Origin of the sequence: Enterococcus sp. PF1-24, assembly GCF_029893325.1 — a bacterium.
Lineage (GTDB): Bacteria > Bacillota > Bacilli > Lactobacillales > Enterococcaceae > HY326.
Window position 1 is genome coordinate 97,005 of record NZ_JARXWL010000008.1, and the last position, 13,283, is coordinate 110,287.

The window sequence follows — 13,283 nt, forward strand, 5'->3', positions numbered from 1 at the left end:
TTCTCGAATAATATAAGTGATGGATAGAATAGTAGAAAAAGGTGAAAATCATGAAGAAAGTAAAATTAGGCAATCAGCTTGTGAATCCGATTGGTTTAGGAACTTGGCATATGGGAGACTCAGTCGCTACAGAAAAGCAAGAAATCGCTGCTTTGCAAAGAGGGATTGAATTAGGTGCCACTGTCATTGATACGGCTGAAATGTATGGAGAAGGCAACTCAGAAATTTTAGTTGGCAAAGCCATTCAAGCTTTTAATAGAAAAGACCTCTATTTAATTTCAAAAGTTTATCCTTGGAATGCCTCTAAAACGCAGTTGCCCATCAGCCTTGAGCAGACACTGCAACGCCTGCAAACGGATTATTTAGATTTATATTTATTGCATTGGCCAGGTGAGATTCCTTTAAGCGAAACAATTACCGCCATGGAACAAGCCAAAGCTGCTGGTAAAATCAAAGCGTGGGGTGTTTCTAATTTTGATGTTAGTGCTATGCAAGCATTATTTTCTTTGCCGAATGGTGAAAATTGCCAAACCAATGAAGTGCTTTACAACTTGGCTACTCGCGGAATTGAATTTGATTTACAACCGTGGCAACAGCAAAATCATTTGCCTTTAATTGCTTATTCACCAATTGCTCAAGGGGATACTTTAGGAGATGAGCTATTGCAACAGCCGAGCTTAAAAAAATTAGCTAAGAAGTATCAGATTTCAATTTTTCAGTTATTACTGGCTTGGAGTATTCGTGATGGGCAAACAATTGCTATTCCGCAATCAGGGAATCCGCAGCATGTGGAAGAGAATATCAAAGCGCAAGAAATTATGCTAACTGCTGAAGATTTTGCGGAAATTGATAAAATTTTCCCGAAACCTAACAAAAAAGTACCTTTAGCTGTTTTATAGTAGAAATTTTTTAAAGAGAAGAGGGAATGAGATGGAAAATTTAATTAAAAGTTTAAATCAATATGCAGCTAGCTTGCCGAAAGCAGAAGTTTATTATCGCGATAGCTGGGAATGTGAATACTACGATTTATTAGGGAAAAACTTCGGTAGAATTGGTACCGATAAAGAAGGTAAGATGCAATTAACGGTGAAAGGTAAGCCGGAAGAAAATGAAATTTTACGAGAAACTTACACTTCAGTGGTACCAGGTTATTATGCTAATAAAGTGCATTGGAATAGTGTTTATCTGGATACACAAGATTTTACAGAAGAAGCTTTGCAAAAGATGATTAAAAATTCCTATGAATTGGTTAAAAGTAGCTTCACTAAGAAAATTCAAAAAGAAATTGATGAATTGCTTTAATAAATAGAACCCCAGTGCTAAAGCTGATTTTACGCAGCAAATTTAGCACTGGGGTTTATTATTTTATGATAATTCTCGTTCATAACGTTTGATTTTAAAATAACTGTCGTAATCAAAGTAGTTGAAATCACTTAATTCCATCATTTCAAAAGGATAGCAAACACCGACTTTTTTCGAAATAAAAGCTTTGTCAGCAATCATCGCGACGTAAAAAGCAGTCATACTATAATCTGATTTCGCTGAAATTTCGATTTGAGTAGAGTGGCGCTCGGAAAATTTAGTACCTGTGACTTTAATATTCAAATAAGCCCGTTCTTCATCAGCTTTTTTCTCACGTTGCTGAAAGAAAATAAATAATTTAGAAAATTTAAGTAGTAAATTTCTTTTAACGAGCCAACTAGCTATATTATTTAGCTTAGGATTATTCCAACTGGTCCAATAATGAACGGCTTTAAGTTGCAATTTCTTTTGCAAAACAACTTTTTCATCGTGCTGAATTTCATAAACAGGATATTTAGAATGGAAAAAGGTCATTTCTCGCTTATTTGTAAAGCCTTTTGTTTTTTCATTTAAAGGCATATTGATAATTTTCAGCATATCCATAATACCCGTTGAGCCGGCTTGCGCTTGACTATTTTGTAATAAACCGACAGAAACTTTTTCAACCGTTTCAAATTCTTCTGCTAAACTAGTCGCAATTACGCCAGATAAGCCGGGGAAAAAGCCAGCCATAACAACAGATAAACTATCTTTTTCCTCATCCAACTGTTGAACCTTATCAGCAAAAGCTTGAAAAGCACAAAGATCAATACAAATTACTTTTTCTTGAAAACAAGCTTTTTGAATAACTGGTTCTTTTTGACGAAAAGCAACAATCACACAATCAATATCAACGATTGCTTGTTGGACTTGTTGCAAATTACGACCATCTACTAAACAAAATTTGCTTCGGGGCATTGCCGCCGTGGTTTGCATACCACGCTTTTCATCGTAATCCCCAATATATAATTCTAAATAATCACCAAAAACATCATTTAAGGCGTGGGTTAACTCTTTACCTAAAGCGCCAGAGCCACCAATGATTAAAATTTTTCGTTTCAAAGTCTTCATAATTTTTCCTCTCTTAATAAGTATAGAAGAAATCATTAATTAATACTATCATATTTAACTAAAGATATCGGAGAGGAAGACACAACTTTGAATAAAATTAATTTTTATGGCCAATTAGTAAAGACTTGACCATGACCACAGAAAATTTCTTTGGTGGAATATTTTCTAAGTTTTTCCACCGATTCAAGAGCCACTTGATAATCCCAAGTTGCCCAAGCCGCAAAAGGAAATTGCCAAACCTTATCACCAGCAACAGCTGTGCGCCCAATATTTTGAATTAAATCCCCAACGATAAACTGTTGAGCTGCTTCATTGTATAAAGAAATCGAACCTTTAGTGTGTCCCGGTGAGTCAAGAACCGTTAATGAACCCACCTGATCATTTTCAGTAAGAAAATGGTTGATTTCAATCGCTGGGGGTGTCAAATTACCATAATCAGAGCTTTGCAAAACATCATTTTCACGTTTTCCTAAATAAAAAGTAGCCTTTGGAAAGTTTTCTTTTAATAAAAGTACATCGCCAAGATGATCAGAGTGGGCGTGGGTGAAAATAATATTTTCAACAGGTTTGTTTTGTGCCAATAAATATTTGACTAGTTTTTTACCACTAACTTTATGTAAAGCATCTATTAAAGTTAAAGACTTTTCCTCTTCATAGAGAAAACAATTCACTACTGAAAGGGCAGTGATTTGTGTTAAATTACCATATTTTTGTATGCGCATGACGATTTTCCTCCATTAATTGATATTCTTGGTAAATTTCTAACATATAATTATCAAATAAATTTTGACTTTCAAGGACTTCGGCTTCATTTGTAAGAATTGTTTGGGGAATTACTTTTAAAAGTTTCAAGATATGTTGATAAAAATGAATAGTTTCTTCAATTTCGATTTTTTTAGCTTTAAACTGTTGAATGGTTTCCTCATGACATTTTTCAGAAGGCGGGCTTTTTAAAAGATTCATAAAAAATTTGATTTCTTTAATAGAAAATCGGGCATAGCGCATCACTGCTATATAACGCAGATGACGCAAATCGATTTCTGAATAATAACGATAACCATTTTCAGCTCGTTTAGGTAAAACTAAGCCTTCTTTTTCATAATAACGTAAGCTATCAATTGATAAATCGCAATATTTAGCTGCTTCTTTAATTGTTAAGTCATTCATGCTTGAAAACCAGCCTTTCATTATTTAAGTATCTAAATGATAACATTGGAGCGTCCTCCATAGTCAAGCAACAATTTAACTATCTGTTAAATCATTTATCAAGGACTTGCAAGTTACGTTATTGTTTCTCTTGTTGAGAGCTGTCATAATAGTGGTAAGAATAGGAAGAAGGGGAGATTCCCATGAATAATTTAGGTAAGCAAATTCGCCAATTAAGAAAGCAAGCCCATTTAACGCAAGAGCAAGTTGCTAAACATTTAGGTGTTAGCGGACCAGCAGTCAGCAAGTGGGAGCAAGGGTTGACTTGTCCAGATATTCAATTATTACCAGCTTTAGCACGACTTTTTGACACAGATGTGAATCATTTACTGTCTTTTAAAGAAAAATTAACTACCATTGAAATTCAAGAATTTATTGGAAAATTGTTAACTTTAGTTGAAGTAGATGGCTTAGCAGCTGTTGTCACAACGATTGAAGCCAAAATCAACGAGTTTCCTAACGACTTAGCTTTAATCTATAATGTAACAGGCCTTTTGCAAGGAATGGTTGGCTTAACTCAAGATAAAACAGCACAGCTAGTAGAAAAGATTCAACAATTAGCTGAAAAGAATTTTCTTCATTTAGTAAAGGCTGAAGATTCCAACTACCAACAGCTAGCTTTAGCACAGCTTTTTCAAATTTATCTTGAAAGAGAGGATTTTACACAAGCAGAAGCGATGTTAGTGCAACTACAACCGGTAATCGTTTCACCTAAAGATTTACAAGCTAAGCTTTATTTAAAGCAGAAAAAGACAGCAGCATGCTATCAATGTTTAGAAGAAAATTTATTACAAACTTGTATGAGTGTTTTAACTAATTTAGAATTATTGAAAGAGAATGCCCTACAAAGCAAGCAGCTACACTTAGCGGATTATTATCGTCAACTATCCGTACAGCTGGCGCCACTTTTTGAAGTCCCTGACTACAGCGATGATTACTATCAGTTTGAAGCCGCAATTAAGCAACAAAAAAAAGCAATAGCTCTAAAAAATTTGAAAAAACTACTGACTGAGTTACAACAACCTTGGCAAACTAGCCAAACGAAACTTTATCAGCACCTTTCACAAAATTCATCTAATGAAGGGAATCAGTTTAATCAATTGATGTTTAGCTCTGTTATTGATGAATTACACCATGATTCTTCTTATGATTTCTTAAAGGATGATGCTGAGTTTCAAGATATATTAACAAGTTTTAAGGGGGAAAATTAAATATTTCAGTCAGCTTAGCTGTTTTCAGATAACAGTTAAGCTGATTTTTTTCAACTAGACAGCTCTCCATTTATACGGGATAATAGGGGCATTAATATGGAGCCGCATTTATGAATAAAGTAGCCTTAGTTCCTGTTACTAGCGATAATATTGATGAAATTCTAAAAATAAGCGTTTCTGAAAAACAAAAAAATTATGTAGCACCTGTTGAAAAAAGTCTTGCTTATGCCTATGCAAATCGTGATATAAGTCAAGCCTTTGGTATTTACAGCCAGCAACAATTAGTAGGCTATGTTTTGCTTTATTTTGATGAAAAAAATCTGCATGGTATGTGGCATTTCATGATTGACCAAAAACATCAAGGAAAAGGTTATGGAAAATTAGCACTAGCAGAGATTTTAGCTTATGTCAAAACTAAACCATTAGGAGATTCGGCTCAGGTGGCTTTAGCAGTGGAAGCCGATAATAAAGCCGCTCTTCAACTTTATCAAACTTTGGGCTTTTACGATACCGGTCGCAGAGATGATACGGAAATTGTGATGATGTTAGATTTAGAAAATGAAAAAAATATTGTTTCTTTACAAACCGAAAGAATCTTACTAAGAAACTTTCAAGAAAAAGATTTGGTAGATTTCTTCGCTTACAGTCAGATTGATGGCTTAGGAGAAGATGCTGGTTGGTTGCATCATCAAAATATTACAGAAGCGCAAGCCAGATTAACATCACTGATAAAAGCTAATAATGTTTATGCTTTAGTTGATTTAACCAGCGAAAAAGTCATTGGTCATCTGTCAGTATTACCTGATTCAGAAGATAATCATCCTTTAATTAAAGAATTAGGTTTTGTTTTACATCCTGATTTTCAAAAACAAGGTCTGATGACTGAAGTCGTTACCGCTGTTAGTGATTTTCTTTTACAACGGGGAATCATTAAAGTTTATGCTTACTGTTTCCAAGAAAATGTAGCTTCACGAAACTTAATTGAAAAATGTGGTTTTATCCTTGAACAGGAAGGAACCTTTTTCGCTGAACCGTTAAACAAGAACTTTAAAACTTTTGAATATGTAAAAACGCCCAGTGAAATAATGGTAAATTAAGAAAGAAGTGATGGCATGCAAGAACTTTGTTTAATTTCTCCCAGTTTAAAATATCAAGCTGAACTAATTGCTTTCAGAGAAGAATTTGGCGAAAAGACAAATGGTATCCCTGGTTCTGGTAATTTAATAGCTTATCCTGCTATCACTGATTGGCTTGCTGCCGTTGAAAAAAATCGCAATAAAGAGACTTTAACTGCTGGTTTGATACCTGCAGAGCAGTATATAGCGATGGATTCAAATAAAATCATTGGCATTTTGCAATTACGCTTAGAGTTAAATGATTATTTGTTAGATTTTGGCGGTCATATCGGCTATGCAATTAGGCCCACAGAACGACAAAAAGGTTATGGGACACAAATGTTAACTTTAGCTTTAAAAAAAGCAAAAACGAAGCAAATGAATAAAATATTAATCACTTGTGATGATAAGAATCTGGCTTCCGCCAAAGTGATTGAAAAAATTGGTGGTATTTTGGAAGATAAACGCTTTTTAGAAGATGAAAATATTATCATTAGGCGTTATTGGATTGATTTATAAAGGTTGAATCAAGGAAAAAGGAGCAAGTTAAATATGAATCATAAAATTGCTGTATTTGCAGATGTTCACGGGAATCAAACAGCTTTAGAGGCTGTTTTGGCTGATGCTAAAAAGGAAAATGTAACTGATTATTGGTTTGTTGGTGATTTAATCATGCCTGGACCAGCTGGGCAAACTTTATTTGATATATTCACTGAAATCAAGCCAACTGTTTATGTGATGGGCAATTGGGAAGAGAGCTTTTTAGAAGTTTTAGCTGGAAAAATAGATGTTAACGATGCTAGTGATATTTATCTGAGCATGTTTGTTAAAACTCAATATGAGCGGTTAAGGGCTGAATCACTTGATAAAATTAAGCATTTACCGAAATATGTGGAGCAGAAAGTCAATCACTTAAGATTCGGGCTTGCTCATCATTTACCAACAAAAACTTATGGTAATGAATTAAATCCCGCTAATGAACAAGCAAATTATGATGCTTTTTTTGAAAATAAAGCGATTGATGTTGCAATTTACGCTCATACTCATCAGCAGCTAATCCGTTATAGCAGTAATGGCCAAATCATTATTAACCCCGGAACTGTCGGTCAACCATTTTCTAACTGGCAACCACTTTCAACAAATTTACGGGCGCAGTATGCTTTAATTGAAGTTGATGAAATCGGAATTACTAATATTCAAATGAAGAGGGTAGGCTATGATGTTGAAAAGGAATACCAGCGAGCAAAAGCCATTAATTTACCATATTTGCCTTTATATAAAGAACTTCTAGAGACTGGCAAGCTTTATACCCATAATACTGAAGTCTTACAAAAAATAAATGAAGAGCATGACTATCAAGCAACTGTTGCAGAATTTTTGAAAAATTTACAAGTAAAGTAAGCAGAATTGATATAGTTCACTCATAATAATATTATGTAAACTTAAATAAGAAATACTTTTTAAAAATTTTTAGGGAGGTTAGTCAATGTTAAAGCCATCACGTTTAAAACAAGGAGATAAAGTAGCGATAGTTAGTTTATCTAGTGGTATGTTAGGGGAAGAATTTTGTCAACATAATTTGAAAATTGGTGAAAAACGATTAAAAGACTTTGGCTTAACACCAGTTTTTATGCCTAATACTTTAAAAGGAATTACTTATTTACAAGAACATCCTGAAGCACGTGCTACGGATTTAAAGGCTGCTTTTGCGGATGAAACGATTAAAGGGATTATTTGTAGCATTGGCGGTGATGATACTTATCGCTTATTACCTTATTTAATGGAAGATCAAGAATTTATTCATTTAGTAAAAAATAATCCGAAAATTTTTACAGGTTTTTCTGATACAACGATTAATCATTTAATGTTTTATCAGTTAGGTCTTTCCACTTATTATGGACCAGCATTTATAACGGATCTTGCTGAAATCTCTACAGATATGCTGCCTTATAGTAAAAAACACTTTGAAATTTTTTTAGAAAACTCCGAATTATTAACCGAAATTGTGCCTAGTAATTTATGGTATGAAGAAAGAACTGACTTTTCAGCAGCTGCCATTGGTCAAGAAAGAATCATTTATTGGGATGAAAAAGGTTTTGAACTATTGCAAGGAAAGGCAAGTTTCGAAGGAAAATTACTAGGTGGCTGTTTGGATAGTTTTTATGATATTTTGACTAGTTCACATTATTCTGATGAACGAACTATTTGCGAAAAATATAATTTATTTCCTGAACTTAGTGAGTGGCGAAACAAAATACTTTTTTTAGAAACTTCTGAAGAAAAGCCGGCTCCAAATCAATTCGAAAAGTATCTCTTAGCATTAAAAGAACAGGGAATTTTTGAAGTCATTAGCGGCATTATATTGGGTAAACCACAAGATGAAACTTACTATCAAGAATATAAGAAAGTTTTAATGAAAGTAATTGCTAATCCTGATTTGTCAATCCTGTATAATTTGAATTTTGGTCACGCAACGCCACGTTGTATTTTACCTTATGGCATTTATACGCGAGTGGACGCAACTGCTAACAAACTTATTTTCGAAGAAGAGCTTTTTGATTAAACGAAAGGAGAGAAGAACATCATGAAAATCGGCATTGTTGCTGCTATGGAATTGGAATTATCTGCTCTATTAAAGCATTTAACAATTATTAAAACTAAAGAAATTAACCAAAGAAATTTTTATAGCTGCATTTATGGCGAGCATCAACTAGAACTAGTTTGCTGCGGTCGTGGAAAAGTGAATGCTACTTTCTATACCAGTGAATTAATTCAGCATTTTCAGCCAGAAATTGTCATCAATCTTGGCGTTTCCGGTGGCATTGATGAGTCACTAAAGATTTTCGATATTTTAGTCGGCGAAAAATATTGTCATTATGATGTTCGTAAAAAACAATCTGAACAACATTTTCCTAAACAACTATACTATTTCGCTGATCAAGAATTTTTAAACAGAACTCTACAACTTAACAGCAATATAAAAGCCGCAACTTTCGGAACAGGGGAAGCTTTCGTGACAGAAGCAGAAGTAAAGGACAGTATAGCAACAGAATTTGCTGTTCAAGCAGTCGATATGGAATCTGCGGCTATCGCTCAGTGTTGCCATTTAAAAGCTACTCGCTTTATCTCTTTAAGGGCGATTTGTGACAAAGCTGATGCAAAAGCGATTAATACAACAGAAGATTTACAAACAAAAGCTTCAGAAAAACTTGCTGATATTTTGTTGAAGTTATTGCTTAATTAAATAGCAGAAATGGTTTTATTCCTGCTAACGTATATTTTTGATATAATCAAGAGAAGTCTTAAAATCATTACAAAAAGGAGCCATACCGATGAAAATTGTTGTTTTAGCTGGCGGTTATAGTACGGAAAGAGATGTTTCTTTAGCTTCTGGCGCTCAAATTGCTAATACTTTAATTGCTAAAGGACACGAAGTTCTGCTACTTGATTTATATGTTGGCGAACAAAATTACGATAATTTTGCTGATGCTTATCAAAATTTAAAACAAACACAATATACTTTTGAAATTCCGACTGTTGAACCAGATTTAGCTGCGCTAAAAGCCAAACAAGCTGGTCAGATTGCTTTAGTTGGACCGAATATTTTAGAAATTTGTCAAACGGCTGATTGTACTTTTTTAGGTTTGCATGGTGGTATTGGTGAAAACGGCAAGTTGCAAGCTCTATTTGATATTTATGGCATCACTTATACAGGCAGCTCTTATAGCAGCAGTTTATTAGCGATGGATAAAATTTTATCGAAGCAATTAATGACTTTTCATAATATTCTTACCCCACAATGGTCTGAAGTTACTGCAGAAGACGATCTGACAGCGATTCAAGTACCTTGTGTTGTCAAACCAATCGATGGTGGCTCCAGTATCGGCGTGGAACTAGTGGATACGAAAGAAGAGCTAACAGCCAGCATTCAACGAGTTAGCAAATACTCAAAACAGATTTTAATCGAAGAAAAAGTAATCGGTAGAGAATTTTCTGTGGGGGTTTTAGGTGAGCAAGTTTTACCGCCAATTGAAATTGTTACTAATGCTGAATTCTTTGATTATCAGAGCAAATATCAAGCTGATGCGGCTACCGAAATTTGCCCAGCTGATATCTCTCAAGAACTAACAACTGAAATGCAAGAAATTACTTTCAAACTGTATAAACAGCTTGGCTTGTCAGTTTATGCTCGTGTTGATTTTATCGTCGATGAAAATGATCGTATTTATTGTATTGAAGTTAATACTTTACCTGGCATGACACCATGTAGCCTGTTACCTAAAGAAGCACAAGCTGCTGGTATTGATTACCCAAGCTTATGCGAAAAAATCATTCAGCTTTCTGTACAGGGGAAATAAGAGAGTGGGGAAGTAGTAGCAAAAAATGCCATCCAATAATATCTCTCGCATGAGAGTCATCAGTTATCCAAATAACTTCAGGGTCTGGGGTTTTCATTAAATTTATTTTGGATAGCACTTATCTTGCAAGTGAATTCTGCCGAATCTATGGAGACTAGGTTTGTTGAGCTTGAATTACAGAAAAAATTAAATTGTTAATTAATCCAAAAACTATTGTCAAATACCAAAATGAATCGCAACACTCAGCAATTATCTGTTGGGTGTTTTTGTTTATATTGTAGAGCATTTTTTTACAAATATAAAAAGAGAAGTTAACTACTCATTTCAAGGAGTGCATATGATAATTGTAAATAAGGTACAACAATTTCGTAAAGAAAAGAAGCTAACACAAGAAGAATTTGCTAAGAGGGTAGGTGTGTCTCGAAAAACAATAGTTTCCTTGGAAAAAGGGAATTATACACCTTCACTTTTATTAGCATTTCAAATTGCTAAAGAATTAGAAGTAGAGATTAGAAAAGTTTTTGAGCTTGATGAAGCCATAAGATAACATGATTACAGAGAAATATAAATAGTTAAGGAGTGTTTATTATGAAAAAAGTAATTTTTGAACAAACCGGCAACATCATTATAGCGGTTATTTTGATTTTAGCAGCTTGTCAAACCATAGTAACATCAGAATTCAGTCCAAATTCCGGAAATTTTGAATTGAATTTCAACCTTACCTGGGTTCTTTTAATTTCCAGCATTATTTTATTTTCATTAGCAAGATTATTTTATGCAAAGAAAATCGGAGTTGATGATGGTTACAATAAGAAAGATGGAGAAAAGTAACTTATCGAGCATTAATTTATTATTTAGCAAAAGTATTTTCTAGAGAAAGTTATAAAAATCATATAATTACTTGGTTAGCACAACGGTTCGATAGGATTGTGATAACCAAGTAATTATTTATGTATCAAGTTTGGTTGGCACACGAACCATATTCAATTAAAACTCTCAAATATATAACTCCTACATGTCAGAATAAAGTGCAACACTCAGCATGTTCTTGTTGGATGTTTTTGTTATAATTTAAATTAATGAATAATGAATAATGAATAGTGAGAGTGAGAATATATGATTATTTGGATTAATGGAGCATTTGGATCTGGAAAAACAACAATAGCTGAATTTTTAAACAATTATTTTGATCTTTCCTTTTTGTACGATCCAGAAAACATTGGTGGTTTTTTCAAACATAATCTACCTGACTCCATTCAGCATTGTGATTTCCAGGATTACCCTGAATGGAGAAAGTGGAATGTCCAAATTTTAGAGAAACTACATCATGAATACCACGGGGACATCATTGTTCCGATGTGCTTATATAAGTCTGATATTTTTGATGATATCATTGGTGAATTAAAGCGAAAACAAATTCCTCTTCAACATTTCCAGCTAGAAGTAAGTAAAAAAATATTAATAGAAAGACTTCAAAAAAGAAGTCCAGATATAGCAGAGTGGGGGAAAAATAGAATCAACGAGATTTTAGAAACTTTTAATGATTTTCCAATTGAAGATAAAGTTTTTAATGAGAACAGAACAGTTCTTGAAGTTTCTACTGAAATTATAGAAAAGTTGAATTCAAAAGAAATGAAGCAATTAGTTAGATAGTTCCATTTCTGATTTATTTTAGTAATATATTTCTTGATACATTTACTTAAAGGACAAATGGTGTGTTAAATCTTTTTATGAGGAGAAATTAATTTCATGGTATTTTTTAAACAATTGATTTCAGAAGAACGCGGAAAAATAGAAGCATACTTGGACGAAGGCCTATCACAAGCTGAAATAGCACGGCGCTTAGACCGGCATCGATCGACCATTTCCAGAGAGATCCGGAGAAACAGTGAAGAGAGAAAAGCAAACAGCCTGGCAGCATTGCGCTACCAGGCTTCAAGTGCTGGGAATTTGGCCAGCATGAGAAAAAGAAACTGCGGAACCACTACTAAAGCAACAGTACATAATACAAATACCATCTTGAAATATCTGAAGAAAAAATACTCTCCAGAACAAATCGCTCATGGTGTACGTAGCATCAATGTATCTACAAATACCATCTATAACTGGATTTATTCTGGTTTGATTAAGTTTCCAATAAAGAAACTGCGACTGAAAGGGAAGAGATACCGTAGAAAATATAGTGGTAGATTACTAAAGAAAACTTCATCACCGCAATTCTACGAAAATCGATTGGTCACTGATCGGCCCGAAGCAACTATTCTACGAACTGATTTTGGTCACTGGGAAGCTGATACAGTGCTTTCTAAGCGTGGTGTAGAAACTTGTCTAGCTACTTCGCTGAACGTAAATCCCGACACTATGTGGCCATTAAAATGACTCGAAAGGACAGTGCTTGCATGTTGGCTGCAATGGAACGTCTCGTTAAAATGTATCCAACTGGAGTGAAATCAATCACTTGTGATCGTGGAGTTGAGTTTGTGAACTTCCATAATGTAAAATACATGGAGAATACCTATGGTATTAAGACGTATTATGCGCACCCATATGCGCCACACGAACGTGGATCAAACGAATATCACAACGGGCTGCTCAGAGAGTATTTTCCAAAGCCTACAGATTTCAACAAGGTATCTCAGATAAAGATCGATCAATCAACAAATGAAATCAATGATCGGCCAAGAAAGTTATTCAAATGGAAGTCAGCGAATCATAAATTCCGTTTGGAATACGCTAAAACATGAAAACAATGTTATTCAATGAAAAGCATTTCCATACAAACCGTTGGAAAAAGCGGAACAAAATCGCATAATGAAAACTATTAAGAATGTTATTAAGATTTACTTAAGATGTTGCATTTAATATTGACATGCGCCTCAAATATATAACTCCCGGATGTCAAAATAAAGTGCAACACTTTACAGATACTGGTTAACTAATTTTGTTATAAAAAGATTGACAACTACATAGACAACCGTCTA

Annotated in this window: 17 protein-coding genes; 14 read left to right on the forward strand and 3 right to left on the reverse strand. The window is 34.1% G+C overall.

Features of this window, described 5'->3' with window-relative positions; translation table 11 throughout:
- Positions 1 to 50: 50 nt before the first annotated feature.
- Positions 51 to 899 (forward strand): aldo/keto reductase, encoded by an 849-nt coding sequence (locus tag M2139_RS05465; protein WP_280737804.1) that lies wholly within the window; start codon positions 51 to 53, stop codon positions 897 to 899.
- A gap of 31 nt (positions 900 to 930) precedes the next feature.
- Positions 931 to 1,302: an MmcQ/YjbR family DNA-binding protein gene (locus M2139_RS05470; protein ID WP_280737805.1), complete on the forward strand. Its 372-nt coding sequence runs from the start codon at positions 931 to 933 to the stop codon at positions 1,300 to 1,302.
- Between the two features lie 63 nt (positions 1,303 to 1,365).
- Here M2139_RS05470 and M2139_RS05475 read toward each other — a convergent pair whose 3' ends face one another.
- From M2139_RS05475 to M2139_RS05485, 3 genes are all read right to left on the reverse strand, one after another.
- Complete coding sequence (locus M2139_RS05475) at positions 1,366 to 2,412, reverse strand: hypothetical protein (RefSeq protein ID WP_280737806.1); 1,047 nt, start codon at positions 2,410 to 2,412, stop codon at positions 1,366 to 1,368.
- A 104-nt stretch (positions 2,413 to 2,516) separates the two neighbouring features.
- Positions 2,517 to 3,134, reverse strand: a complete 618-nt coding sequence (locus M2139_RS05480) for an MBL fold metallo-hydrolase (RefSeq protein ID WP_280737807.1) — start codon at positions 3,132 to 3,134, stop codon at positions 2,517 to 2,519.
- Positions 3,112 to 3,579 (reverse strand): MerR family transcriptional regulator, encoded by a 468-nt coding sequence (locus M2139_RS05485; RefSeq protein WP_280737808.1) that lies wholly within the window; start codon positions 3,577 to 3,579, stop codon positions 3,112 to 3,114. The genes M2139_RS05480 and M2139_RS05485 overlap by 23 nt, the downstream gene beginning before the upstream one ends.
- Before the next feature lie 182 nt (positions 3,580 to 3,761).
- Between M2139_RS05485 and M2139_RS05490 the strand changes: the two genes are divergently transcribed.
- The 12 genes from M2139_RS05490 to M2139_RS05545 all read left to right on the forward strand — a co-directional run bounded on the left by M2139_RS05490 (position 3,762) and on the right by M2139_RS05545 (position 13,046).
- Complete coding sequence (locus M2139_RS05490) at positions 3,762 to 4,829, forward strand: helix-turn-helix transcriptional regulator (protein ID WP_280737809.1); 1,068 nt, start codon at positions 3,762 to 3,764, stop codon at positions 4,827 to 4,829.
- Positions 4,830 to 4,939: 110 nt separating this feature from the next.
- Positions 4,940 to 5,926, forward strand: a complete 987-nt coding sequence (locus M2139_RS05495) for a GNAT family N-acetyltransferase (protein ID WP_280737810.1) — start codon at positions 4,940 to 4,942, stop codon at positions 5,924 to 5,926.
- Between the two features lie 15 nt (positions 5,927 to 5,941).
- Positions 5,942 to 6,463: a GNAT family N-acetyltransferase gene (locus M2139_RS05500; RefSeq protein WP_280737811.1), complete on the forward strand. Its 522-nt coding sequence runs from the start codon at positions 5,942 to 5,944 to the stop codon at positions 6,461 to 6,463.
- A gap of 33 nt (positions 6,464 to 6,496) precedes the next feature.
- Complete coding sequence (locus M2139_RS05505) at positions 6,497 to 7,345, forward strand: metallophosphoesterase family protein (protein WP_280737812.1); 849 nt, start codon at positions 6,497 to 6,499, stop codon at positions 7,343 to 7,345.
- An 85-nt stretch (positions 7,346 to 7,430) separates the two neighbouring features.
- The gene (locus M2139_RS05510; RefSeq protein WP_280737813.1) at positions 7,431 to 8,507 is read left to right on the forward strand and encodes a S66 peptidase family protein; all 1,077 of its coding nucleotides are present in this window, start codon (positions 7,431 to 7,433) and stop codon (positions 8,505 to 8,507) included.
- A 21-nt stretch (positions 8,508 to 8,528) separates the two neighbouring features.
- On the forward strand, positions 8,529 to 9,188 hold the full coding sequence (gene mtnN, locus M2139_RS05515; protein ID WP_280737814.1) for a 5'-methylthioadenosine/S-adenosylhomocysteine nucleosidase: 660 nt from the start codon (positions 8,529 to 8,531) through the stop codon (positions 9,186 to 9,188).
- 88 nt (positions 9,189 to 9,276) lie between these two features.
- Positions 9,277 to 10,302, forward strand: coding sequence for a D-alanine--D-alanine ligase (locus tag M2139_RS05520; protein WP_280737815.1), 1,026 nt, complete (start codon positions 9,277 to 9,279; stop codon positions 10,300 to 10,302).
- A 340-nt stretch (positions 10,303 to 10,642) separates the two neighbouring features.
- Positions 10,643 to 10,849, forward strand: coding sequence for a helix-turn-helix transcriptional regulator (locus M2139_RS05525; RefSeq protein ID WP_280737827.1), 207 nt, complete (start codon positions 10,643 to 10,645; stop codon positions 10,847 to 10,849).
- Between the two features lie 41 nt (positions 10,850 to 10,890).
- Complete coding sequence (locus M2139_RS05530; RefSeq protein ID WP_280737816.1) at positions 10,891 to 11,133, forward strand: hypothetical protein; 243 nt, start codon at positions 10,891 to 10,893, stop codon at positions 11,131 to 11,133.
- 285 nt (positions 11,134 to 11,418) lie between these two features.
- On the forward strand, positions 11,419 to 11,955 hold the full coding sequence (locus tag M2139_RS05535; protein WP_280737817.1) for an AAA family ATPase: 537 nt from the start codon (positions 11,419 to 11,421) through the stop codon (positions 11,953 to 11,955).
- Positions 11,956 to 12,051: 96 nt separating this feature from the next.
- Positions 12,052 to 12,681, forward strand: a complete 630-nt coding sequence (locus tag M2139_RS05540; protein WP_280737818.1) for an IS30 family transposase — start codon at positions 12,052 to 12,054, stop codon at positions 12,679 to 12,681.
- A 20-nt stretch (positions 12,682 to 12,701) separates the two neighbouring features.
- Positions 12,702 to 13,046: an IS30 family transposase gene (locus tag M2139_RS05545; RefSeq protein ID WP_280737819.1), complete on the forward strand. Its 345-nt coding sequence runs from the start codon at positions 12,702 to 12,704 to the stop codon at positions 13,044 to 13,046.
- The last annotated feature ends 237 nt before the right edge of the window (positions 13,047 to 13,283 follow it).

Excerpts from the sequence above, each read along its gene's own strand:
- M2139_RS05465 (WP_280737804.1), top strand. The coding sequence starts at position 51 with ATGAAGAAAGTAAAATTAGGCAATCAGCTTGTGAATCCGATTGGTTTA.
- M2139_RS05470 (WP_280737805.1), top strand. The coding sequence starts at position 931 with ATGGAAAATTTAATTAAAAGTTTAAATCAATATGCAGCTAGCTTGCCG.
- M2139_RS05475 (WP_280737806.1), bottom strand. The coding sequence starts at position 2,412 with ATGAAGACTTTGAAACGAAAAATTTTAATCATTGGTGGCTCTGGCGCT.
- M2139_RS05480 (WP_280737807.1), bottom strand. The coding sequence starts at position 3,134 with ATGCGCATACAAAAATATGGTAATTTAACACAAATCACTGCCCTTTCA.
- M2139_RS05485 (WP_280737808.1), bottom strand. The coding sequence starts at position 3,579 with ATGAATGACTTAACAATTAAAGAAGCAGCTAAATATTGCGATTTATCA.
- M2139_RS05490 (WP_280737809.1), top strand. The coding sequence starts at position 3,762 with ATGAATAATTTAGGTAAGCAAATTCGCCAATTAAGAAAGCAAGCCCAT.
- M2139_RS05495 (WP_280737810.1), top strand. The coding sequence starts at position 4,940 with ATGAATAAAGTAGCCTTAGTTCCTGTTACTAGCGATAATATTGATGAA.
- M2139_RS05500 (WP_280737811.1), top strand. The coding sequence starts at position 5,942 with ATGCAAGAACTTTGTTTAATTTCTCCCAGTTTAAAATATCAAGCTGAA.
- M2139_RS05505 (WP_280737812.1), top strand. The coding sequence starts at position 6,497 with ATGAATCATAAAATTGCTGTATTTGCAGATGTTCACGGGAATCAAACA.
- M2139_RS05510 (WP_280737813.1), top strand. The coding sequence starts at position 7,431 with ATGTTAAAGCCATCACGTTTAAAACAAGGAGATAAAGTAGCGATAGTT.
- mtnN (WP_280737814.1), top strand. The coding sequence starts at position 8,529 with ATGAAAATCGGCATTGTTGCTGCTATGGAATTGGAATTATCTGCTCTA.
- M2139_RS05520 (WP_280737815.1), top strand. The coding sequence starts at position 9,277 with ATGAAAATTGTTGTTTTAGCTGGCGGTTATAGTACGGAAAGAGATGTT.
- M2139_RS05530 (WP_280737816.1), top strand. The coding sequence starts at position 10,891 with ATGAAAAAAGTAATTTTTGAACAAACCGGCAACATCATTATAGCGGTT.
- M2139_RS05535 (WP_280737817.1), top strand. The coding sequence starts at position 11,419 with ATGATTATTTGGATTAATGGAGCATTTGGATCTGGAAAAACAACAATA.
- M2139_RS05540 (WP_280737818.1), top strand. The coding sequence starts at position 12,052 with ATGGTATTTTTTAAACAATTGATTTCAGAAGAACGCGGAAAAATAGAA.
- M2139_RS05545 (WP_280737819.1), top strand. The coding sequence starts at position 12,702 with ATGTTGGCTGCAATGGAACGTCTCGTTAAAATGTATCCAACTGGAGTG.